The sequence below is a fragment of the Ruania alba genome (genome assembly GCF_900105765.1).
Classification (GTDB): domain Bacteria; phylum Actinomycetota; class Actinomycetes; order Actinomycetales; family Beutenbergiaceae; genus Ruania; species Ruania alba.
The window spans coordinates 1871254-1891397 of sequence record NZ_FNTX01000002.1 but is presented as its reverse complement, the minus strand read 5'-3'; the positions used below and the strand labels follow the sequence as shown (position 1 = coordinate 1891397).

Genomic DNA, 20144 nt, shown 5'->3' with positions numbered 1-20144 from the left:
GCTCATCGGTGACCCTCCTGCCCTGCCTGCATCCCCGGCGCCACCCGCGCGAAGTCCTCGGCCGTGAATCGTGGCGCAGGCTGACTCACCACATCGGGCCGCTCGAAGGTGGCACGAGGCGACGGCGCCGCCCACATGACCCCGTTGGCGATCACGCGCTGCACATCCGGGTGGTGATAGACGGGGTAGCCCTGATCACCCGGCGAGAAATAGAACACCTTGCCCTTGCCCCGGCGCCAGGTGCAGCCGGATCGGAACACCTCACCCCCGGTGAAGGAGGAGATGAAGACCAACTCATCCGGCTCGGGGATGTCGAACAGCTCCCCGTACATCTCCTGCCCCTCGATCCGGATCGGGTGCGGGACGCCGTCGGCGATCGGGTGGTCCGGCTTCACGGTCCAGACCAGCTCAGTGTCGTTGCTGTCCCGCCACTCCAGCGAGCAGGTGGTCCCCATCAGGGACTTGAAGATCTTGGAGAAGTGCGCCGAGTGAAGCACCAGCAGGCCCATTCCAGCGAGGACGCGGTCGTGCACCTTGCGCACCACCGCGTCGTCGACCCTGTCGTGTCCCATGTGCCCCCACCAGGTGAGCACGCCGGTGGAGTCCAGCACCTCGTCGGTGAGCCCGTGCTCGGGCTGGTCCAGGGTGGCCGTGCGCACATTCACCTGATCGCCCAGGAGCGAGCCGATCCCCTCGGCGATGGTGGCGTGCATCCCCTGTGGATACAGCGCGGCCATGTGCTCGGCGTCGTGGAACTCGTGGAGATTCTCGCCCCAGACGGTCACATTGAGTGGATGATCCTGAGTTGATTTGCCCATCGAATCATCCTTGCATTGTCGCGGCCCTGCTGATGACCACAGCGCTGATCCGGACACACTCGCACGCGCGGAGGGTTCAGACGACCGAACTTGCCCCCACCACCAGCCGCACCGGGAGCCGGTGGACACCGGGGTCGTCCCTGCCCTCGATCACATACTCGGCAGCCGCGGCGCCGACGGCGGCGAGCTGGGGATCGACCGTGGTGAGATGAGTGCGGCGCCGCGCGACCACCCCGTCCCAGTTGTCCACGCCCACGATCGCGACATCGCTGGGGACTGAGAGTCCGCGGGCGAGGAGTATCTCCTCCGCACCCTCGGCGATCTGGTCGTTGGCACAGAAGAGCCCGTCAAAGTCTGTGCCATCCTCGAGCAGTCGTGTCACCGCCGCTCTGCCCCACGCGGCCGTCCAGTCCCCGCCGCTGACCTGCGTGCCGACCGCCTGCACCCCGGCATCGGCGAGCGCCTCGTGGAAGCCGCGCGTCCGCTCGGTAGCGGGCACATTGACGTCCACGCCGATGTGGGCGATCGTGCGACATCCGATCTCGAGTAGATGCTCCGCGGCGACCCGGCCGATCATCTCCCCGTCGGGCAGGAACGTGGCGTCACCATCGTCGTCGGTGCTCGCGAAGGCATAGGCGACGGGCACCGAGAACTCGTGGGTGACCGACCTCAGTACATGCTCGGGCCCCTCGCCGATGATGAGCACGCCGTCGATCTGCCGCGCGAGCAACTTGCGAACGTTGGCGTTCAGGGTCGCGATGTCGAAATGGGCGTCGTAGTGCAGCGCCGCCTGCTCGTGCCGGCCAAGGAAGCTGGTCACCCCGACGAGGATCGGCCCTGACCACGTTCCGACGGCGTTCTGGGTGAGCAGACCGATGGTCCGGCTGCGCCCGAGCGCGAAGGATTGCGCGAGCGCGTTGGGCCTGAAGTCGAGCCGCTCGGCGGTCTGGGCGATCCGCACCCTGGTCGCAGCAGAGATGCGGCCACCACCGTTGAGCGCCTTCGAGGCAGTCGAGAGCGACACCCCAGCTGCCGCAGCAACATCACTGAGCGTCACGCGCTTCCGTCCGGCCATGAGGACATGCTAGCGACGTTGCGTCGATCCGCTTTCCCTCTGGAACTTGACATGCGTTCGCATGGATCCACATACTCAAGCGAAAGCGCTTTCTCGTCGAGCGGGGCGACGCCCTGCGACACACCGCGAGACGTGCAGTTCACAATCCCACCCGAGAGAGAGTTCGACGATGACGGTGTCTCGACCCACTGCTCCGGCCCACGTGTGGGTTGCCGCCCGGGAACTGGCTCTCGGGGTCGCTGGATGACTCCTGCAACGCCCACACCCCCACCCGCACGTGTGCTGGTGACCGGCGCCGCCGGACTGATCGGGCGCGGCGTCCTGCACCAGCTCGATCGCAGCGGGATCGCAGCCACTGCCCTGGTCCTGGCGGATCCCGGTGACCTGCCCGTCGACCGGATCGTCGTCGGGAGCGCCACCGACCCGTCCGCTGTCGCCGAGGCACTGACCGGGGCCGACGCGGTCATCCATCTGGCGGCCATCCCGGCACCCGATCTGGCCTCGGCCCCCGAGGTGTTCGGGATGAACACCCGCGCCACGTACACGGTGCTCGACGCAGCGGGTGCCGCCGGCATCCGCCGAATCTCCATCGCCAGCAGCATCAACGCGCTCGGCATCCGGTTCAGTCCCGACCCAGCAGCGACACCTCCGACGCTCCCCCTCAGCGCCGAGTCCGCCACGATCGCGGCAGACGCGTACTCGGTGTCGAAGTGGGCAGACGAGTTCACGGCGGCCGCCCTCTCTCGCGCGTATGGATTCGACGTGGTAGCCCTGCGGCTACCCCTGGTCGGTGGCCTCGGGGAGGTTCCCGAGCTGGACGACCGCCTGCTCGGCGACGCTGCCGAAATCGCGGCCGACCCGAGCCTGGGCGCTTCCGACCTGTGGCTGTACCTGGAGACCAGGGACGCGGCCGCGGCGATGATCGCCGCCCTCTCACCGCGCCAACCCGGAGCGCACGTGCTGCACGTGGCCGCACCCGAGGTGAGCGTTCCGTACCCCACCGAGTCCTTGTTGGACCGGTACTGGCCACAGGTTCCCCGACGGCGTAGGTTCCCCGGCCGAGAAGCACCCGTCGATCTGCTGGCCGCCGAACGCCTGATCGGCTTCACCGCACGCCACACACTGGCCGCCGGCAGCCGTCCGATCCCCGACCCTGCCGCCACGACCCTGGAGCGATGACCTGTGATGACCAGCACCGACGGACCGGCTCCCGCCTTCCCGACCGTGCTCCCACCCTGGGACGCACCTGACGACCTGCGCATCACCGGGGTGCGGTGCATCGTCACCGCACCGGAGGGCATGCCCCTGGTGGTGGTGCGGGTGGACACCACCGATCCGGGCCTGTACGGACTCGGCTGCGCCACCTTCACCCAGCGGTACGCCGCTGTGGTGGAGTACGTGGAACAGCACCTGGCACGTCTGCTCATCGGTCGAGACCCGGGTGACATCGAGGACATCGGGCGGTCGGCGCACCTGAGCGCCTACTGGCGAAACGGACCGGTGGCCAACAATGCGCTCTCCGGGATCGACATGGCGCTGTGGGACATTCTCGGCAAGCGGACCGGGATGCCCGTCTACCGGTTGCTCGGCGGTCGGGTCCGTACCGCGGTGCCCACGTATACGCACGCCAGTGGCGCCACTATTGAAGACACGCTGGAGCAGGCGCAGGCGTTCATCGAGCAGGGCTGGCAGCACCTGCGGCTGCAGGTGGGCCAGCGGGGAATCGGTACCTACGGCGCCCCCGGCACTGCGGGCGGCTACCCGGGGGCGGCCAACCCCGACGGGTGGTCGGTGAGCGACTACCTCGCGTCCGCCCCGGAACTGTTCGCCCGCGCCCGCACCGAGCTCGGCGAGGAGGTGAACCTGCTGCACGACGTGCACTCCCGGCTCACCCCCAAGCAGGCGATCATGCTCGCCCGCTCGCTGGAGCCGTACCGGTTGTTCTTCCTCGAGGACGTGCTCGCCCCGGAGCACTTCGACCGACTCCCCGAGGTGCGGGCAGCCTCGCCGGTGCCGATCGCCGTCGGGGAACTGTGCACGTCCATGACCGAGGCAGCCCGCTTGATCAGCGACGGCGGGGTGGACCTGATCCGGTGCCACATCAGCACCATCGGCGGGCTCACCCCCGCTCGCAAGCTGGCCACCCTCGCCGAGCTGCACGGGGTGCAGACCGCCTGGCACTCGCCCGCGGACGTCTCCCCGGTCGGGGCGGCGGCCAACGTCGCGATCGACGTCACCAGCGCGGCGTTCGGGATCCAGGAATGCCACGTCTACCCGGAGGCCGTGCACGAGATCTTCCCCGGCACACTCCCGGTGGAGAACGGGTACATGCGCCCGAACGAGGCGCCCGGGTGGGGCATCGACATCGACGAGAAGGCAGCAGCGGCGCACCCGCCGGTGCGCTCCGGGCACGACCAGTGGGCCCTCGGCGTGCGCGGGACCGACGGAGCACTGTTCGCCCCATGAGCACGAACACCACGACCGAGGACCTCCGCATCACCGCCGTGGAGACCTTCCGGGTCTCGGACCGGTTCCTGCTCGTCAAGGTCAGCACCGACGCGGGCATCGCCGGATGGGGTGAGCCGATCCTGGAGTCCCGGGCCGAGACCGTCGAGGCGGCGGTACGCGAGCTCGCGGACCTGCTGATCGGTGAGCCCGTGCAGATCGGGCGCCTGTGGCAACGGATGCACAAGTCCGGCTTCTACCGCGGCGGGCCGATCCTCGGATCCGCCGTAGCCGGGCTGGACCAGGCACTCTGGGACGTCCTCGGCACTGCGCTCGGGTGCCGGTGTACGTGCTGCTCGGCGGCCCGGTACGGGACATCCTCCCCCTATACGCCCCCGCGAACGGTACCGATGACGCCGCCCTGGTGGATCGCGCCCACGAGCTCACCGAGGCCGGCTACCGGATGATGAAAACTGCCCCGGAGGGCCCGCGCGACTTCCTCGAGACGCCCCATCGCCTGCACACCACGATGCGCCGATGGGAACGCCTCGCCGCAGCGATCGGCCCGGAGCGGACGTTCGCCATCGACTTCCACGGCCGGGTCAGCGCCGCCGAGGCACGGGTGCTGCTGGCCGAGCTGGAGCCGCTGCGACCGGCATTCGTCGAGGAGCCGTTGCCACCGGAGTTCCAGGGTGAGCTGGGCGCCCTCACGGCAGGCACCACCGTGCCGATCGCCACCGGGGAACGCCTCTACGACCGGTGGGAGGTGGGCAGCGTCATCGATTCCGGGGTGCGGGTGCTGCAGCCGGACCTCTCGCACTGCTTCGGCATCTCCGAGGCGATGCGGATCGCCGCCGTGGCTTCGCTGCGCCATGTCGCGCTCGCCCCGCACTGTGCCACCGGCCCAGTCGCGTTCGCCGCCTGTGCCCAGCTCGGGTTCGCCGTGCAGGAGGTGATGGTGCAGGAGTGCCACCTGGAGCTGCACGACCGATCCGCCGACACCCTGGCCCGGTTCGTGGACCCGGCCTCGTTCACGGTCCGCGACGGCGCCCTGGTGCGGTCGAGTGCACCCGGTCTCGGGATCGCGGTGGACGAAGACGCGGTGCGCGCCGCAGCCGCCGAGCCGCAGCGGCACCGGTCACCGGTGTGGCAACGCACCGACGGCAGTTACGCGGAATGGTAGGCCTTGGGGTGGGGCCGGCCGGCCCCTAAAGCGTGCCGAAGTAGGCGGTGTCCTCGCTCCATGACTCGATCACCCAGACGGCGGCGGGGTCCAGCTCAGTCCCGTCCGGGATCGCGATAGCCACGGTCCCGGTGGCCGTCGCACCGTCGTAGATCGCGCCACGAAGTGCCAGTGCATCAGGCATCATCGCAGGGGTGGTGCTGGTGAACTCGTCGTAACTGACACCATCGGCGCTCACGACAAGGCCCACAGGTCATCGCTGGCCCACTGCCCGGAGCGGGCGCGGCCCAGGTCTGTTGTGAGATCCGGAAGCGACCATGGCGGTGGTGCCGCGGCTGGCCCTGGCCAGGGCACCGCCGTGGGATCGTCGAGGGACTGCTCGGTCATCGAGTCCTCCGCCGGGTCGTCCACAACCCGGGCGGGCCTGCCCGGTGGCCACATGCTAGAGCTGCGCCGGATGCCGCGGGGTGGGTTTCATCGCTCCCGTAGCGCCGCTTCGTAAAGCTCGCGTTTACTCACCCCGACGGCGGTCGCTACAGCAGCCGCGGCGTCCTTGAGTCGCTCTCCGCTCGCCACCCGTTCCAGGACGGCGCCGGTGTAGTCTTCCGGTCGACTCACCACGGGTGCGGCACCGGCCACCACCACGGTGAGCTCCCCTCGCATCTCACCTGACGCCCATTCGACCAGCTCGGCGAGTGGGCCGCGGCACACCTCCTCATAGGTCTTGGTCAGCTCCCGGCACGCCGCGGCCTGGCGAGCCTCCCCGAACACGCCGGCCATCGCCGTCAGGGTGGCCTCGATGCGGTGCGGGGACTCAAAGAACACCATGGTGCGCTGCTCGGTGGCCAGTGCACTCAGCGCACGCCGCCGGTCACCGGCCTTGCGCGGGAGGAACCCTTCGAAGCAGAACCGATCGCTGGGCAGCCCGGAGAGCGCGATCGCGGTGAGGACGGCGCTCGGACCGGGGGCTGCCGTCACCGGCACGCCCGCCTCGGCGGCGGCGCGCACCACGCGGTAGCCGGGGTCGGAGACGGCGGGCATTCCTGCGTCGGTCACCACCAGCACGATCTGCCCGTCCTGGGCGGCACGGACCAGGTCGTCGCCGCGACCGGCCTCGTTGTGCTCGTGGTAGCTGACCACCCGGCCACCGATGCTCACCTCGAGCCGGACCGCGAGCGCCCGCAGCCGCCGGGTGTCCTCGGCGGCGATGAGGTCAGCGCGGGCGAGCAGGTTTCGCAACCGCGGGGACGCGTCGTCAGGATCGCCGATCGGGGTCGCGGCGAGCACGATCGTTCCGGGGCGGATGTCGGTCGGCACGCCTGTCAGTGTGCCGCATCCGTCGAGGTTCCAGCACAAGGGCGGGCTGTCGGGCCCAGCCCCGGCATTGGTGTTCGGTTGAGTCGGTCAGACGGTGAAACCGGCCGGGAACGGGTCGGTCGGGTCGAGCATGTACTGCGCGGTCGCAGTGAGCCAGGCGCGACCGGTGATCGTCGGAACCACGGCGTCGTGCCCACCGACCGCGACCCGCTCGATGAGGCGCCCGGTGAACGAGGTACCGATGAAGGACTGGTTCACGAAGTCCTCATCCAGAGCGAGCTGACCTCGTGCGTGCAGTTGCGCCATCCGCGCACTCGTCCCCGTGCCGCCGGGTGAGCGGTCCAGCCATCCAGGCACGTTGATGAGGGCATGGCGGCTGTGCTTCCCGTCCGACCCCGGGGCCAGAAACACCGCGTGCTCACACCCGCGATAGCCGGAGTCAGGATGCACGGGTTCCATCTGCTCGTTCACCGCCGCCATCACGGCACGCCCGGCGGTGATGAACGTCTCGGCACGGTCCCGTTCGAACGGAATCCCGAGGTCGGCAGCCTCGAGGACCGCGTAGAAGTTGCCCCCGAACGCGAGATCACACGAAAGCTGGCCATACCCGGGGACGTCGATGATCTGGTCAAGCGCGTGGGCGTACGAGGGCACATTCACGATCGTGACCGACTCGGCTCGACCGTCTCGGACCTGAACCTCAGCGGTAATCAGGCCGATCGGGACATCGAGTCGCACGGTGGTGACCGGTTCGGTCACAGCCACCATGCCCGTCTCCACCAACACGGTCGCGACCGCGATGGTGCCGGCTCCGCACATCGGGAGCACACCGGTGACCTCGATAAACAGCACGCCCGCATCGGCATCAGCGCGCGTGGGCGGCTGCAGGATCGCGCCGGAGAGCCAGGAGTGGCCGCGGGGCTCGCACATCAGGAAGGTGCGCAGCTCGTCGGAGTTCTCGATGAACCACTCGCGACGCTCGGCCATCGTGGCACCGGGCACGGTCCCGACCCCGCCGGTGACGACACGCACGGGCAGTCCCTCCGTGTGTGCCTCGACCGTCTGGATGACGCGGCTCGTTCTCATTGCTTGCTCCGTTCGGGTGGCCGGGCCGCGGCCAGCAGTGCCTCGTGCACGTCGTGCGGGATCGCGATCTCGGCGGGCGAGCTCTTACGGCGGCCGAAGTCGACGCCGTGCTGCTCGGTGAGTCGGCGGTGGTGAGCCTCGGCGCGTTCAGCGAAGCCCGGATCGAACGCGGCCGGATCGATGGCCGCGACGAACAGTCCCAACTGCGGTGGCTGTACACCCGAGTCGAAGGGTCCGGCGTCGAGGGAGAACGAGCCGCCGGCCAGCGTAGCCAGCATCTCGACCATCATGGCGATGTTGGCGCCCTTCACGCCGCCGAACGGCAGGAGCGCTCCATCGATCCCTGCCGCGGCGTCGGTCGTGGGCTCACCGTCGGGACCCAGTGCCCAGCCTTCGGGGATCGACTCACCGCGAGCTGCGGCGTCGCGCACCGACACCCAGGCAGTCTCGCTGGCCGCCTGGTCGAACACACGCGGACCGTGCGAGTGCGGCAGCGCGAACGACAACGGGTTGGTACCAGTGACGGCGGTGCGGGCACCGTAGGCGGCCATCAGGGCGGGCGAGTTCGCGCACGCCAGCGCGATGAGCCCGTGGTCTGCGACCTGCGTGGTGTAGTGCGCGAGCTCGCCGGCGCTGAAGGAGTTGCGGATGCTGAGGACGGCCACACCGCATCGCTCGGCGCTGTCGATCAACGCGGGCCGAGCCCGGTCGAACACCACCTGAGCCGCGCCGGCGTCGGCCTCCACTGAGATCGCCGCCGCTCGGCTGTGCACCATCGTCGGGGCCGGCGCGCCGTTGAGGCGTCCGGACCGGAGGGCGTCCAGGTAGTCGAGCAGGTGCGCGGCTCCGACGGCGGGCTTTCCTCGCTGCTCGGCCTGCACGCTGGCGGCCGCCAGGGCCGCGGCGGTCTCCTCGGACCCACCGACGCCCCGCACAGCGGCAGCGCACGCCCGCTCCAGCGCGGCCGACGACAGCAGGACGGCATTCGATCCATCAGACATGTCGTCCCAGGGTATCCGTCGGCTGCACGCAGGAACTCCCGCATGGCCCCTCGGTGCCCGCTGCGAGATGATCCAGGTGAGCACTCGATGAGGAGGCCATGGTGCGCCACGTGACATACGCGATGGGCATGTCCTTGGACGGCTACATCGCTGGACCCGACGGCCGTTTCGACTGGTCCGCGCCGGACGACGAGGTCTTCGCATTCTGCACCGACCAGATCAGGGCCGTTGGCACCCATCTGATGGGCCGACGGCTGTACGAAACGATGCTCTACTGGGAGACAGCGGAGGACAACCCCGCGTTGAGTCCGCTCGAGCGAGAGTTCGCGGTGCTGTGGAAGCGGATCCCCAAAGTGGTCTTCTCCACCACACTCGCGTCCGTCGAGGGGAACGCACGGCTGGGCTCGGGTCTAGCGGAGGAGATCGAGCGGTTGCGGGCTGACTCTGGCGCGGGCGATATCGCGATCGGTGGCGCGACCCTTGCACACGAGGCGGCGGCGATGGATCTGATCGACGAGTACCAGCCCCGGATCCACCCGGTGCTGGCGGGCGGTGGCACCCCGTTCTTCCCCCATCAGCGCCAGGTGAGGCTCGATCTCGTCGAGTCCCGCATCTTCGACTCCCAGGTGGTGTGCCTGCGCTATCGCGTGCTCCGATGACGACCGGCCGGTCTCGGGCTCCGAGCCCGGGCAGACCTCGTGCTACACGGCTCTCGTGTCACCATCACCGTTGACGCGGACACACTCAAGCGCGCGAGGATCCGAGCGATCGAACGCGGCGAGTCCGTCAACGCCTTCCTGGCGTCGGAGTTGCGCAGATACGCCGATGCCGACGATGCGATCGCCCGCCAGCGGGAAGCGACTGCGAAGCTGATCGACGTCGCGCGGTCGATCGGTGGCCGCTCCGCGGGAAGGCGGTTCAGTCGTGAAGACCTGTATGCCGAACGCATCGACCGCTACCGCGCTCGATGAGCGTCTTCCTCGACACGAACATTCTCGCCTACCTCTTTGACGACGATGAGGTAGGCAAGCAGGCCACAGCACGTGAACTCCTACTGGACCTGTCCGTGCCCGCATACGTCAGTATGCAGGTCCTCATCGAGTTGCATGCTGTCCTGACACGCAAGTTGCGCGTCTCCCGTCTCGACGCCGCCCGGGTGATCGAATCGATGAACTACCCCGTCGTCTCCATGGACGAAGTACAGGTCGCACGAGCCGCACACACTGCCACCGAACACTCATTGTCCATCTTCGATGCCTGAATCGTGGAGAGCGCCGCGTCGGCCAATGCCCGCGAGCTCTGGACCGAAGACCTCAGCACCGGTGCGACGATCCGCGGCGTCGAGATCGTCAACCCGTTCCGCACGCACCAGATGTGATCCGATGCGGTCCACCACCCCCACGGTCTCGACCACCGAACCACCTAGACTCGGGTAGGTGAGTCCCGAGCGCGCACCTGATGCTGCGCCGGACGCACCCCCACAGGACGTATCGGGCTCCACCGGGGCCAACGAACCCGAGACCGCCACCCGCCCCCGCTGGTGGCACCCGCGCGAGGTCGACGTCGCAGGGCGTTCAGCCGCCGAGATCGAGCAGTCTCTCATCGACCGGATGCTCTCCCCGGTCGCAGGCTCGCGCCTGTGGGGTTGGGTCGGCGCCCTGCTGGTGACCGCCATCGCCGGGGTGCTGCGCCTGGTGCACCTGGAGCGCCCCGGTCGGCTGGTCTTCGACGAGACCTACTACGTCAAGCAGGCGTACTCACTGCTCACCCTCGGCTACGAGGGCGATTGGAACGAGGAACCGAACGAGAACTTCGCTGCCGGAGACTTCTCGGACCTCCAGGACAGTGCCGACTACGTGGTGCATCCCGGAGTGGGCAAGTGGATGATCGCCGTCGGGATGCGCCTGCTCGGTCCGGAGACCCCGTGGGGCTGGCGGATCAGCGCGGCCGTGATCGGCACCCTGTCGGTGCTGCTGCTGGCGAGGATCGCGCGTCGTCTGTTCTCCTCCAGCCTGCTCGGCTGCACGGCGGCGCTGCTGCTGGCCGTGGACGGGGTGCACATCACCATGTCCCGGATCTCCATCCTGGACATCTTCCTGCAGTTCTGGGTGCTCGCTGCGTTCGGTGCGGTGCTGCTGGATCGGGAGCAGTACCGGCGACGACTGGCCCGGCTTGCGGCCACCGAGCTAGCCACCCACGGGCGGTACCGGGACCCGTGGGGGCCGCGGGTGGGGATGCGCTGGTGGCTGCTGGTGGCCGCCGTGTGCCTGGGCCTCGCGTGCGGCGTCAAGTGGTCCGGGATCTATGCGGTCGCTGTGCTCGGGATCGCCGTGGTGGCCTGGTCGGTGACCGCCCGCCGCAGCGCCGGCGTACCACTGTGGGTCGGGGGCGGAACCTTGCGGGACGGCCTCCCTGCCTTCGTCACCCTGGTACCCACTGCGGCCGCGGTGTACATGCTCACCTGGCTGCCGTGGTGGCTCAGCCCGCACTCGTACAACCGGCAGTGGGCCGCCGAGGTGAACGCCACCGCGGAGGTGCCCGCGCGCACCTGGATGCCGGACTGGCTGAACTCCTGGTGGGAGTATCACCTGAAGATGTGGGACTTTCACAACGGACTCACGTCTGAGCACACGTACATGTCCCACCCGGCCGGGTGGCTCATCCAGCTCCGGCCCACGTCCTTCGCCTGGCGCGACGTCGAGGACTCGACCTCGCTGGACTTGTGCGGTGCCGAGCGATGCGTCGGGGCGATCACCTCGGTAGGCAACCCTGTCCTGTGGTGGGGCGCCGCCCTGGCGCTGCTGCTGGTGCTGTGGGCGGCGTTGCGGCGTGGTGACTGGCGCGCCTGGGCGATCCTCATCGGGTACGCAGCCACCTACCTGCCGTGGTTCGCCTACGCGCACCGCACGATCTTCACCTTCTACACCGTGGCGTTGGCCCCCTTCGTCGCGATGTGCTTGACGTTCGCGATCGGCACGCTGCTCGGCTCCCGGCACCTGACGCTGCAGGAACGCCGGCCGGGGATCTGGACGGCGGCTGCCCTGGTGATCCTGGCCGTACTAGTGGGGGCGTTCTACTGGCCGGTGTGGTCCAACCAGTGGGTGCCGTACTGGTTCTGGCGGCTGCACATGCTGCTGCCGAGCTGGGTCTGATGGGTCCGACGCGGGCTCTGACGCGCGCTCTCGGTGGCAACGGGGTGCTGCTCATGGCGATCCTGGTCGCCGCGTTGAACCTGCGCACGCCGCTGACGGCGTTGCCCCCGGTGGTCTCGGAGGTGTCTGTCGAGCTGCAGCTCACCGCCGCGACCGCCGGGTTGCTCACGGGTATCCCGGTGCTGTGCTTCGCCCTGACCACGCCGGCCGCGGCAGCCCTGCTCGGCAGGATCTCGTTGCGTTCAGGTGTGCTGCTGGCGCTGCTCCTGGTGCTCGCGGGCACCTGCTTGCGGTCGGTGGACCTGGGTGGGCTCGCCGTCGCAGGTGCGTTCGCTGGAACGGTACTGATCGGGTTGGGCATCACCACGGCGAACGTCGCCGTGCCGATGATCACCCAGCGCACGTTCCCGACCCGGGTGAGCACCGTGACCGGGATCTATACCGCCGTCATCAATACCGGCACGATGGTCTCCACTGCCCTGACGGCGCCACTCGCCCACCTCATCGGCTGGCGGTGGGCGTTGGCCTCCTGGGCGGTGCTGGGAGTGCTGGCGGTGGCGTGGTGGTGGCTGGCCGTGCCGACCGAGGGTGGCCGGCGCGGCCACCCTCTCCCCCAGGAGGGCTCCCGGCCCGCCAGGGCCGCCGGATCGGGAGAGGTGCGGGACGCCGTCGGGGGGCGCAGTGTGCTGCGGGAGAAGTACACCTGGGCCCTGTGCGTGATGTTCGGGATGCAGGCCTCGAGCTACTACGGGCTCACCGCGTGGTTGCCGCTCATCCTCGCCGACCTGGCGGAGGTGCCGGTGAGCGCCTCGGGTGCGGCGGCGTCGCTCTTCCAGGGGTTCGCGGTGCTCGGCAGCCTGGGAGCGTCAGTGGGCATCCGGTACGCCGGGTTGCGGCCCAGCTTCATCGCGATCGCGTGCGGATGGTTGAGCCTTCCGCTGGCCCTGCTAGTGGCTCCGGGGGTGTGGATGGTGGGGGTGAGCCTGGCTGGAGCGGCGCAGGGGGCGAACTTCGTGCTCGTGTTCACCCTGATCTCGCGGCGGTTCGCCTCGGTGCACCGGGCGCGGAAGGCATCGGCCACGGTGCAGTCGGTGGGGTACTCGCTCGCAGCCGTGGCACCCACGATGGTCGGCGGCGTGCACACCCTCACCGGCGGCTGGCAGGTGCCGGTCGCGATCGTGGCCGGTGCCCTGGTGATCATGACCGTGCTCGGGGTGCTGCTGACCGGGTCCCGCACGCCCCGGGCCTGATCCCGCCCACCAAACCACCGCCCACCAGCCCACCGGGGGTGAAGTTGACGTCGGTTACGCGCCGATAATCGACGTCAACTTCACCCCCGGTGGGTAGGCGGCGGTCGTCGGCGGGGCGTCGGCAGGGCGCCACACACGACGGCGCCGCCGCAGCCTGGGCTGCGACGGCGCCGTTCGAACGTGGTTCTGTCAGTCGAGGCCGTAGTTCGCGACGTCCGGGTCGCCGCCGTAGCGGGTACCGGCGTCCAGGCCCGCGATCTTGGTCATCTCGTCCTCGGACAGGGTGACCGACGTCGCCGCGAAGTTCTCCGCGATGCGCGACGGCGTCACGGACTTCGGGATGACCACGTTGCCCACCTGCAGGTGCCAGGCGAGTACCACCTGCGCAGGGGTCACCCCGTGCGTGGCGGCAATCGCGGTGAGGGTCGCGTCCTCGAGGAGACCATGGCCGGAGCCGAGCGGCGACCACGCCTCGGTGGCGATCTGGTGGGAGGCGTTCACCTCGCGCAGCGCACCCTGCTGGAAGTAGGGGTGCAGCTCCACCTGGTTGAGCACCGGGACCTCGCCGGTGGCGTCGATGATCTTGTCCAGGTGCGGGGCGTGGAAGTTCGACACACCGATGGAACGCACCCGGCCGGACTTCTTCAGCTCGACGAACGCCTTCCAGGTGTCGGTGAACTTGTCGGCCTTCGGGCACGGCCAGTGGATGAGGTACAGGTCGAGCACGTCCAGGCCGAGCTTGTCCATCGAGACGTCGAAGGCGCGCAGGGTCGAGTCATAGCCCTGCTCGCCGTTCCACAGCTTGGTGGTGATGTACATCTCGTCGCGGTTCACGTCGGAGGCCGCGATGGCGCGGCCGACGCCGGCCTCGTTGCCGTAGATGGCAGCGGTGTCGATGAGGCGGTACCCCACACGGAGGGCTTCCTCGGTGGCGACCTGGGCCTGGTCGTCCGGGACCTGCCACACCCCGAAGCCGAGCTGCGGGATCGTGGTGCCGTCGTTGAGGGACAGGGAGGGTGTCTTGGTGTCAGTCACCTGGCAACGTTAACAACGTCTTGGGTGGCAATGCACCCCTACTGCCCGGGACACCGCTGGCCTATGGTCAGCAGATGAGCGCCCTGACCATCCGCACCACCATCCGCGCGAACGAGCGTGCAGCGGCGATCGTCCTCACCGAGGGGCAGTGCGAGGCGCTCGGTCCCGCACAGAAGAATGGCTCTTCGCAGTTAAGGGTGTAGTCCGGTCGACGCGTCGGTGGCCGGTAGGGGTCGAGGTCTCCCGAGGATGGGGGTGACGATGATCTCGGGCTCGAAGTGCTCGGGCAGCGGTTGGAGCCCGATCGGGCGATTCTCCGGTGCCGGGTTGTCGAGCCCGACAGATGGTGTCGTCGCTGCGGATGCCGGGGCGCGGCCAGGGACACGGTGGTCCGGCGGGTGGCGCACGAGCCGTTCGGGTGGCGGCCCGCGGTGTTGGAGGTCAGCCTCCGCCGATACCGGTGTAACGCCGCCTCCGACGACCCGGAACACGGACCGACGACGCGCCGCGAGCCGTCAGTCGCCGACGCTGCCGTCGATCATCTCGCGCAGGATGTCCGCGTGGCCCGCGTGCCGGGCGGTCTCCAGGATCACGTGCAGGTACATCCACGTCAGCTCCCTGCCCTGCGGTGTGGTGACGGCGTAGTCGAGGCTGTGCTGGGCGGCGATCTCGCGGGAGCGGTCGCACGCCGCCTGGTAGGCGGCGATGACGTCGTCGAGCTTCTCGTTCGGCTCCAGCCGCAGGTCGGCCTCCGGGTCTGCGTCGGTCCACGGCGGCGTGGGCAGCTCCGCGGCGGGAATCTGCCCGATCTGCCCGGCGAACCCGCCCAGTTCCACCCACCGCAGGTGTTTGATCAGGCCGCCGAGGTTGGTGCCGGTCGGCACCGGGCTGCGCCGGGCGTCCTCCTCCGACACCCCGCGGGCCTTGCGCACGACGGCGTCGCGCAGGTAATCCAGGAACGTCTCGAGCTGCTCGCGCTCGCTGGCGTCGACCACGCTGCCGAGGATCTCACCGGGTCTAGTCATGGCCGGAACATAGCACGCGGGCCGCCCCTCGCACCGGGGCTATTTTTGGGCTCTTCGCAGTCGCAGTTGAGGGTGTAGTCCGGACGGCGCGTCGGTGGCCGGTAGGGGGCGAGGTCTCCCGAGGATGGGGGTAACGATGATCTCGGGCTCGAAGTGCTCGCGCAGCGGTTGGAGCCCGATCGGGCGATTCTCCGGTGCCGGGTTGTCGAGCCCGACACATGGTGTCGTCCCTGCGGATGCCGGGGCGCGGCCAGGGACACGGTGGTCCGGCGGTTGACGCACGAGCCGTTCGGGTGGCGGCCCGGCGTGGCGACAAGTACGTGACCGTGATCATCGACCTGACGCCGATCCGCGATGGCACCGGGCCGGCGCGGCTTCTGGACATGGTCGCCGGCCGCTCCAAACAGGCGTTCAAGGCCTGGCTCGCCGAACGGTACAAGTCATGGCGCGATAATATCGAGGTCGTCGCGATGGACGGGTTCACCGGGTTCAAGACCGCCATCGCCGAAGAGCCACCCGAGGCTGTGCCGGTTCCACGTCGTCCGTCTGGCAGGCGACGCCCTGGATCTGTGCCGGCGCACCGAGACCCAGCAGCACCGGCTGACGGAGCTGTTCGCGGCCGACGCCCACGTCGAGGTCGAAGCCACCTGGGGCATCTACCAGCGGATGATCGCCGCCTACCGTGAGCCCGACCGATCCCGGGGCCGCGAGCTGATGAGGTAGTTGATCGAGTCGATCAGCCGAGGCGTCCTCAGCCCGTTCAGCGAGATCATCACGCTCGGCCGCACCCTGACCAAGCGCGCCGCCGACGTGCTCGCTTACGTCGACCGGCCCGGCACCTCCAATGGCCCCACCGAAGCGATCAACGGCCGCCTCGAACACCTCCGCGGCTCCGCCCACGGCTTCCGCAACCTGACGAACTACGTCGCCAGATCACTACTCGAGACAGGCGGCTTCCGACCCCAACGACACCCTCGATTGTGAAGAGCCAGAAGAATCCGCACGTCGCAGTCACCATCGACGGGGCCACCGCCCGGCTGCGGGTGGCTCGGATGGGCGGCGAGATCATGATCGGCCTGAGCAAGGCGTCCCAGAGCGAGCTGGGAGTCCAGGGTGGTGACGTGGTGGAGGCGACCATCGCCGTCGACACCGCCGAACGCACCGTGGACGTGCCGCCCGAGCTGGCCGAGGCGCTGGAGAGCGCAGGGCTGCGCGCGCAGTTCGACGCTCTCGCCCCCTCCCGCCGCAAAGAGGCGGCCCGGCAGGTGGCCGAGGCTAAAGCGGAGGCGACGAAGCAGCGACGGGTGGCGAAGATCGTGGCGGGCTCGCTGACTGAGACCGCCTTCGCCCCGGGACGTCAGCTCTCGCCGAACACCTGCGGGCTCGGATAGAAGGCGTACCCCCGCGCCCGCCAGATCCCCGCCTGCTCCCGCACCCGGGCGGCGAAGTCGTCGAAGTCCCGGTCCTCCTGCGCGCTCCACGCCACCTCGGCCGCCGCGGCCAAGCGCGGCAGCAGCATGGTGAACAGGTCATCCTCGGTGACGATGGTCTCGGTCCAGATCGCCGCTTCCACTCCCACCACAGCCTCGGCCGGCAGCGCTGGCGCGTACTCGAGCGGGTCCCAGTCGTAGGAGTCCCGGGTCTCGACGTAGCCGGCCCAGTGCTGCCCGAGCCGGTAGCCCTCGTGGTACTGCATGTCGAGGTAGACCCGCTTGCCGGGGCTGAGCACCACCTTCGCGCCCTGCTCGGCCGCGGCCACGATCGGGGCCGGGTCCTTGTTGGAGTCCCACAGCTGGATCAGCGCGTCACCCGGCAGCCCGGCCACGGCCGCCTCGCCCCACAGCATCGGCGACTTCCCGGTCTCGGCCACGATCCCGGTGAGCAGATCGATGAAGCCGGCATATTCCTCCTCCCCCATCTTCCACACCTCGTCGCCACCCACGTGCAGGTACTCCCCCGGGGTGATCGCGGCCAGGTCCGTGAACACATCGGTGAGGAACGGCGCGGTCGCCGGGTTGTCTAGCCGCAGCATGGAGAACCCCACATCGATGCCGGTGTTCGCCGGAGCGGCCTCCCCGGAGGAGTTCAGTTCAGGCACCGCGTGCAGAGCCGCGTTGCAGTGCCCCGGCATGTCGATCTCGGGGATCACCGCGATCCCTCGGTCAGTCGCATACCCGACCAGGTGCGCATACTGCTCGCCGGTGAGGAACCCGCCTGGCCCGCCGCCGGCCTCGGTGCGCCCGGAGATCTCGGTGAGCTCGGGCCTGCTCGGTGTCTCGATCCGCCACCCCTGGTCGTCGGTGAGGTGCAGGTGCAGCACGTTCAGTTGGTACCTCGCCATCAGGTCGATCACCCGCTCCAGGGTGGGCACACCGAAGAAATGCCGAGCAATGTCCACCATCAGCCCCCGGTGCGCGAACCGCGGCCCGTCGGAGATCTCCACGGCGGGCACCGCCCCGGCCGGCGCGTCCGGCAGGTCGAGATCCCGCAGCTGCACCAGGGTGGCAAGCCCGCGCAGCAATCCGTGCGCGCCGCCGGTCACCTCGATCCGCCCCTCGCCGGCACGCAGCGTGTACTCCTCGCCCTGTCCGGGCTGCTCGGAAAGCACGACGGCGGAGCTCGCCTCGGCGAGGTCACTCACCTCAGCGAGGGGCAGGCCGAGCAAGCCGGCCGCGTACGCGGCCACACCAGGGGGCGCCACGAGAACGGCACCATCCAGCGGAACGGGCGCTCCGCCGTCGGGAACCTGGACGGAACGGGGCACGGGAATGAGCGGCAGGCGCACGTGAGACTCCGGTGAGACGAGGGACGTTGCGGTCCTCACGCTACGTCGTGCCGGAGATGTTGTTGCCCAGCCGGACAGGCCGTGTTCGACCGCTCGCAACCCGGCCCGCCTACCGTCCGAAGAGATGACCCCCTTCCCGGAGACCGCGTGGGACGTGCGCCCCCTGACGGCGCAGGTGCAGCCCGAGGCAGCCCGCGCCTACCGGGCGCAGATGGTTGCGGCTGGCCATGCACCACGGTCAGCAACGCCCCAGGCACGCCGCGTTGCCGGGGTCGCGGGACTGGGGATGGTGGGTCTGTGCGCGATCGTCACCCTGTTCTTCGGGTTCTCAGCACTGGTGACGTTCCTCCTCGATGAACTCGCCGCCGCCGGGTGGAACCTGCTGGTGACGCTCGGGGTGGGCGCCGTGACGGTCGTGCTGATCGCCCGCCTGGCCCGCCGCGACGAGGACGATCACTGGCTGCGTCTGGCCCGGTTCGCCCAGGTGAACGGCTTCGGCTACGTCCCGGCGGCCCCGCCCCCGGTCGGCGGGGCACTGGTCGCATTCGCGCGCACCGGTGAGCTGACGGACCTGGTCTGGATCCCCTCGGCCCGCGCACACATCGCGAACTACAGCTTCCGCGACGGCGACTTCTCCGACGGCATCGAACGCACCTTCGGTTATGTGGCTCTTGAGCTGAGGATCGCCCGCGCGCACGCTCTGCTGAGGTCGCGGCGTTCGCCGCTGAACAACGACCGGGTGCCGTTGCCGGGCCGGTGGCAGCGGGTCGAGCGGAGATTCACCGAGGAGTTCTCGCTCCATGTCCCCGCCGGGGTCCGCACCAGTGCTACTCCGGGTGAGCACCTTGACCCCGGATTCCTCACGGCACTGGCCACCGAACTGACGATGTCCGGGTTGCCGGTGGAGCTGGTCGAGGTGCAGGGCCGGTGGCTGCTGATCGGGGTCCGGGAGCCGATGTCCACGCTCGAGCCGGCCCGCTGGCTGCACCTGCAGCAGTTGCTCGGCCGCATCTCCCACGCGGACGCCCACCTCAGACCACACACTCATCGGGAGCTGGCATGACGCGAACACCGATCCTCGACCTGGGAGCCGGCGGATCACGGCTGCGGGTCGAGACGGCTTACCAGGGCAGCCTGTGGCACTTCGACACCACGGTGATCACTGAGGCGCACCCGTGGAGCGGGTCACTGGAGACGGTCTTCACCGACCGCCACCTCGACGCCTTCGCGCGTGCGCTGCGCAGCACCGAGCTGCCGCGGACGGCGACCCTGGGTTCGGACCGCTCGCCCGAGATCGCGCTCCACCTCAGCGAGCAGCAGGGCGGACCCAGCGGCTCGGTCGCGATCATGGCCGAGATGGCGTGGACGGGTGATGACCCGTACCCCTTCCTGCGCTGGCTGATCTTCGACACCCCGCGCGACTTCGGGGCAGGAGCGGCAGCGATGATCGACGAGCTGCTGCTGCAGGCGCACCGGCAGCGCAAGGCTGCACGAGGGGTGTCCTGACCCGCCTCAGCCCCGCCGCTCGACAAACCCTCCATCAGCCACCCCCTCGCGATTCGCGACCGCGTAGCATGACCGTCACTGCTACCAGAGGTGCATCTGCGAAATCCCAACGCTGGATCCCACTACCAAGGAGGTGGCAGGAGTGGCTGCAGTCGTTGCCGGTTTCCTCATCGTCTGCGCCATAGCCGCGCTCACATATCGGTATGGCGAGACGGTTGGTCTCCTGACCTACATCGCGATCGTTGTCGCAGGAATCGTCCTCGCAGTCACGGCGTTGGACGCTGACACGCGCCATTCGACTTCGCTGGGTTTGCTCCTCGGTCTGCCTGTCCTGCTAGGGAGTTTGGTCGAGCGGAGGCGTCGGGTCCGCACAACCCCATGAGTTGCCCCGGCCCCACCACTGAGCAGCGAGCCATGTGGTGGGGAGCCTCGACCACTCGTCGCGCGAGGTGGCCGTTCGCGGGTC

The 20144-nt window shown here is 69.3% G+C and carries 23 protein-coding genes and 2 pseudogenes; 15 read left to right on the top strand and 10 right to left on the bottom strand.

The features are described from left to right. Positions 1–2: 2 nt before the first annotated feature. Positions 3–818 (bottom strand): ThuA domain-containing protein, encoded by an 816-nt coding sequence (locus BLU77_RS18905; RefSeq protein WP_089774690.1) that lies wholly within the window; start codon positions 816–818, stop codon positions 3–5. Between the two features lie 76 nt (positions 819–894). Continuing rightward, positions 895–1893 (bottom strand): LacI family DNA-binding transcriptional regulator, encoded by a 999-nt coding sequence (locus tag BLU77_RS18900; RefSeq protein WP_089774688.1) that lies wholly within the window; start codon positions 1891–1893, stop codon positions 895–897. Positions 1894–2136: 243 nt separating this feature from the next. Between BLU77_RS18900 and BLU77_RS18895 the strand changes: the two genes are divergently transcribed. The 4 genes from BLU77_RS18895 to BLU77_RS18885 are packed head-to-tail and all read left to right on the top strand — an operon-like array spanning position 2137 to position 5521. Next, on the top strand, positions 2137–3072 hold the full coding sequence (locus tag BLU77_RS18895; protein WP_217632509.1) for an NAD-dependent epimerase/dehydratase family protein: 936 nt from the start codon (positions 2137–2139) through the stop codon (positions 3070–3072). A 6-nt stretch (positions 3073–3078) separates the two neighbouring features. Further along, complete coding sequence (locus BLU77_RS18890; RefSeq protein WP_089774685.1) at positions 3079–4359, top strand: enolase C-terminal domain-like protein; 1281 nt, start codon at positions 3079–3081, stop codon at positions 4357–4359. After that, entirely contained in the window at positions 4356–4805 is a 450-nt protein-coding gene (locus tag BLU77_RS22420; protein WP_217632508.1) for a hypothetical protein, read from the top strand. Before BLU77_RS18890 ends, BLU77_RS22420 begins: the two co-directional genes overlap by 4 nt. Further along, positions 4802–5521, top strand: coding sequence for an enolase C-terminal domain-like protein (locus BLU77_RS18885; RefSeq protein ID WP_342741491.1), 720 nt, complete (start codon positions 4802–4804; stop codon positions 5519–5521). The genes BLU77_RS22420 and BLU77_RS18885 overlap by 4 nt, the downstream gene beginning before the upstream one ends. 25 nt (positions 5522–5546) lie before the next feature. On the opposite strand, the gene BLU77_RS18880 is transcribed toward BLU77_RS18885, so the two are convergent. From BLU77_RS18880 to BLU77_RS18865, 5 genes are all read right to left on the bottom strand, one after another. Next, positions 5547–5759 carry a hypothetical protein gene (locus BLU77_RS18880; RefSeq protein ID WP_139177851.1) on the bottom strand — a complete coding sequence of 71 codons (213 nt, stop codon included), beginning with the start codon at positions 5757–5759 and terminating at the stop codon, positions 5547–5549. Further along, on the bottom strand, positions 5756–5908 hold the full coding sequence (locus tag BLU77_RS22255; RefSeq protein ID WP_175477218.1) for a hypothetical protein: 153 nt from the start codon (positions 5906–5908) through the stop codon (positions 5756–5758). Before BLU77_RS22255 ends, BLU77_RS18880 begins: the two co-directional genes overlap by 4 nt. Positions 5909–5995: 87 nt before the next feature. Beyond that, on the bottom strand, positions 5996–6838 hold the full coding sequence (rsmI, locus tag BLU77_RS18875) for a 16S rRNA (cytidine(1402)-2'-O)-methyltransferase (RefSeq protein WP_245708944.1): 843 nt from the start codon (positions 6836–6838) through the stop codon (positions 5996–5998). 87 nt (positions 6839–6925) lie between these two features. Further along, positions 6926–7924, bottom strand: a complete 999-nt coding sequence (locus BLU77_RS18870; protein ID WP_089774681.1) for a proline racemase family protein — start codon at positions 7922–7924, stop codon at positions 6926–6928. Continuing rightward, positions 7921–8925, bottom strand: coding sequence for an Ldh family oxidoreductase (locus BLU77_RS18865; protein ID WP_175477217.1), 1005 nt, complete (start codon positions 8923–8925; stop codon positions 7921–7923). Before BLU77_RS18865 ends, BLU77_RS18870 begins: the two co-directional genes overlap by 4 nt. Positions 8926–9026: 101 nt before the next feature. Between BLU77_RS18865 and BLU77_RS18860 the strand changes: the two genes are divergently transcribed. The 5 genes from BLU77_RS18860 to BLU77_RS18840 all read left to right on the top strand — a co-directional run bounded on the left by BLU77_RS18860 (position 9027) and on the right by BLU77_RS18840 (position 13327). Beyond that, complete coding sequence (locus BLU77_RS18860) at positions 9027–9584, top strand: dihydrofolate reductase family protein (RefSeq protein WP_089776011.1); 558 nt, start codon at positions 9027–9029, stop codon at positions 9582–9584. A 39-nt stretch (positions 9585–9623) separates the two neighbouring features. Next, positions 9624–9896 (top strand): hypothetical protein, encoded by a 273-nt coding sequence (locus BLU77_RS18855; RefSeq protein WP_089774678.1) that lies wholly within the window; start codon positions 9624–9626, stop codon positions 9894–9896. Beyond that, positions 9893–10186, top strand: coding sequence for a PIN domain-containing protein (locus BLU77_RS18850; protein WP_089774676.1), 294 nt, complete (start codon positions 9893–9895; stop codon positions 10184–10186). Before BLU77_RS18855 ends, BLU77_RS18850 begins: the two co-directional genes overlap by 4 nt. Positions 10187–10361: 175 nt before the next feature. Further along, positions 10362–12077 carry a dolichyl-phosphate-mannose--protein mannosyltransferase gene (locus tag BLU77_RS18845; protein WP_089774674.1) on the top strand — a complete coding sequence of 572 codons (1716 nt, stop codon included), beginning with the start codon at positions 10362–10364 and terminating at the stop codon, positions 12075–12077. Beyond that, positions 12077–13327, top strand: a complete 1251-nt coding sequence (locus BLU77_RS18840) for an MFS transporter (RefSeq protein WP_089776009.1) — start codon at positions 12077–12079, stop codon at positions 13325–13327. The genes BLU77_RS18845 and BLU77_RS18840 overlap by 1 nt, the downstream gene beginning before the upstream one ends. Before the next feature lie 189 nt (positions 13328–13516). Here the strand turns inward: BLU77_RS18840 and BLU77_RS18835 are convergent, their stop codons facing one another. After that, complete coding sequence (locus BLU77_RS18835; RefSeq protein ID WP_089774672.1) at positions 13517–14362, bottom strand: aldo/keto reductase; 846 nt, start codon at positions 14360–14362, stop codon at positions 13517–13519. Positions 14363–14436: 74 nt separating this feature from the next. Here BLU77_RS18835 and BLU77_RS22980 point away from each other — a divergent pair, with 74 nt between their 5' ends. Both BLU77_RS22980 and BLU77_RS18830 read left to right on the top strand, forming a co-directional pair. Then, positions 14437–14565, top strand: coding sequence for a hypothetical protein (locus tag BLU77_RS22980; RefSeq protein ID WP_281242118.1), 129 nt, complete (start codon positions 14437–14439; stop codon positions 14563–14565). Between the two features lie 57 nt (positions 14566–14622). Further along, positions 14623–14826: pseudogene (locus BLU77_RS18830) on the top strand (ISL3 family transposase); the annotation flags it as partial. 51 nt (positions 14827–14877) lie between these two features. On the opposite strand, the gene BLU77_RS18825 reads toward BLU77_RS18830, so the two are convergent. After that, positions 14878–15387, bottom strand: coding sequence for a DinB family protein (locus BLU77_RS18825; protein WP_089774670.1), 510 nt, complete (start codon positions 15385–15387; stop codon positions 14878–14880). Positions 15388–15522: 135 nt separating this feature from the next. On the opposite strand from BLU77_RS18825, the pseudogene BLU77_RS18820 reads away from it, so the two are divergent. Together BLU77_RS18820 and BLU77_RS18815 are read left to right on the top strand one after the other, a co-directional pair. Continuing rightward, positions 15523–16371 (top strand): annotated as a pseudogene (locus BLU77_RS18820) (transposase); the annotation flags it as partial. Continuing rightward, the gene (locus BLU77_RS18815) at positions 16368–16778 is read left to right on the top strand and encodes a YdeI/OmpD-associated family protein (RefSeq protein WP_245708943.1); all 411 of its coding nucleotides are present in this window, start codon (positions 16368–16370) and stop codon (positions 16776–16778) included. The pseudogene BLU77_RS18820 and the gene BLU77_RS18815, both read left to right, overlap by 4 nt. On the opposite strand, the gene BLU77_RS18810 is transcribed toward BLU77_RS18815, so the two are convergent. Continuing rightward, positions 16745–18211 (bottom strand): family 20 glycosylhydrolase, encoded by a 1467-nt coding sequence (locus BLU77_RS18810; protein WP_139177849.1) that lies wholly within the window; start codon positions 18209–18211, stop codon positions 16745–16747. The two genes, BLU77_RS18815 and BLU77_RS18810, sit on opposite strands and share 34 nt — an antisense overlap. An 85-nt stretch (positions 18212–18296) precedes the next feature. Here BLU77_RS18810 and BLU77_RS18805 point away from each other — a divergent pair, with 85 nt between their 5' ends. Together BLU77_RS18805 and BLU77_RS18800 are read left to right on the top strand one after the other, a co-directional pair. Next, the gene (locus BLU77_RS18805) at positions 18297–19235 is read left to right on the top strand and encodes a hypothetical protein (RefSeq protein ID WP_089774666.1); all 939 of its coding nucleotides are present in this window, start codon (positions 18297–18299) and stop codon (positions 19233–19235) included. Further along, positions 19232–19678, top strand: a complete 447-nt coding sequence (locus BLU77_RS18800; RefSeq protein ID WP_089774664.1) for a hypothetical protein — start codon at positions 19232–19234, stop codon at positions 19676–19678. Before BLU77_RS18805 ends, BLU77_RS18800 begins: the two co-directional genes overlap by 4 nt. The last annotated feature ends 466 nt before the right edge of the window (positions 19679–20144 follow it).

What these genes read in the sequence shown, in the direction of transcription:
- BLU77_RS18850 (WP_089774676.1), top strand. Translation starts at nt 9,893, where the DNA reads ATGAGCGTCTTCCTCGACACGAACATTCTCGCCTACCTCTTTGACGAC.
- BLU77_RS18885 (WP_342741491.1), top strand. Translation starts at nt 4,802, where the DNA reads ATGATGAAAACTGCCCCGGAGGGCCCGCGCGACTTCCTCGAGACGCCC.
- BLU77_RS18905 (WP_089774690.1), bottom strand. Translation starts at nt 818, where the DNA reads ATGGGCAAATCAACTCAGGATCATCCACTCAATGTGACCGTCTGGGGC.
- BLU77_RS18805 (WP_089774666.1), top strand. Translation starts at nt 18,297, where the DNA reads ATGACCCCCTTCCCGGAGACCGCGTGGGACGTGCGCCCCCTGACGGCG.
- BLU77_RS22255 (WP_175477218.1), bottom strand. Translation starts at nt 5,908, where the DNA reads ATGACCGAGCAGTCCCTCGACGATCCCACGGCGGTGCCCTGGCCAGGG.
- BLU77_RS22420 (WP_217632508.1), top strand. Translation starts at nt 4,356, where the DNA reads ATGAGCACGAACACCACGACCGAGGACCTCCGCATCACCGCCGTGGAG.
- BLU77_RS18895 (WP_217632509.1), top strand. Translation starts at nt 2,137, where the DNA reads ATGACTCCTGCAACGCCCACACCCCCACCCGCACGTGTGCTGGTGACC.
- BLU77_RS18865 (WP_175477217.1), bottom strand. Translation starts at nt 8,925, where the DNA reads ATGTCTGATGGATCGAATGCCGTCCTGCTGTCGTCGGCCGCGCTGGAG.
- BLU77_RS18840 (WP_089776009.1), top strand. Translation starts at nt 12,077, where the DNA reads ATGGGTCCGACGCGGGCTCTGACGCGCGCTCTCGGTGGCAACGGGGTG.
- BLU77_RS18890 (WP_089774685.1), top strand. Translation starts at nt 3,079, where the DNA reads ATGACCAGCACCGACGGACCGGCTCCCGCCTTCCCGACCGTGCTCCCA.
- BLU77_RS18825 (WP_089774670.1), bottom strand. Translation starts at nt 15,387, where the DNA reads ATGACTAGACCCGGTGAGATCCTCGGCAGCGTGGTCGACGCCAGCGAG.
- BLU77_RS18900 (WP_089774688.1), bottom strand. Translation starts at nt 1,893, where the DNA reads ATGGCCGGACGGAAGCGCGTGACGCTCAGTGATGTTGCTGCGGCAGCT.
- BLU77_RS22980 (WP_281242118.1), top strand. Translation starts at nt 14,437, where the DNA reads ATGAGCGCCCTGACCATCCGCACCACCATCCGCGCGAACGAGCGTGCA.
- BLU77_RS18800 (WP_089774664.1), top strand. Translation starts at nt 19,232, where the DNA reads ATGACGCGAACACCGATCCTCGACCTGGGAGCCGGCGGATCACGGCTG.
- BLU77_RS18870 (WP_089774681.1), bottom strand. Translation starts at nt 7,924, where the DNA reads ATGAGAACGAGCCGCGTCATCCAGACGGTCGAGGCACACACGGAGGGA.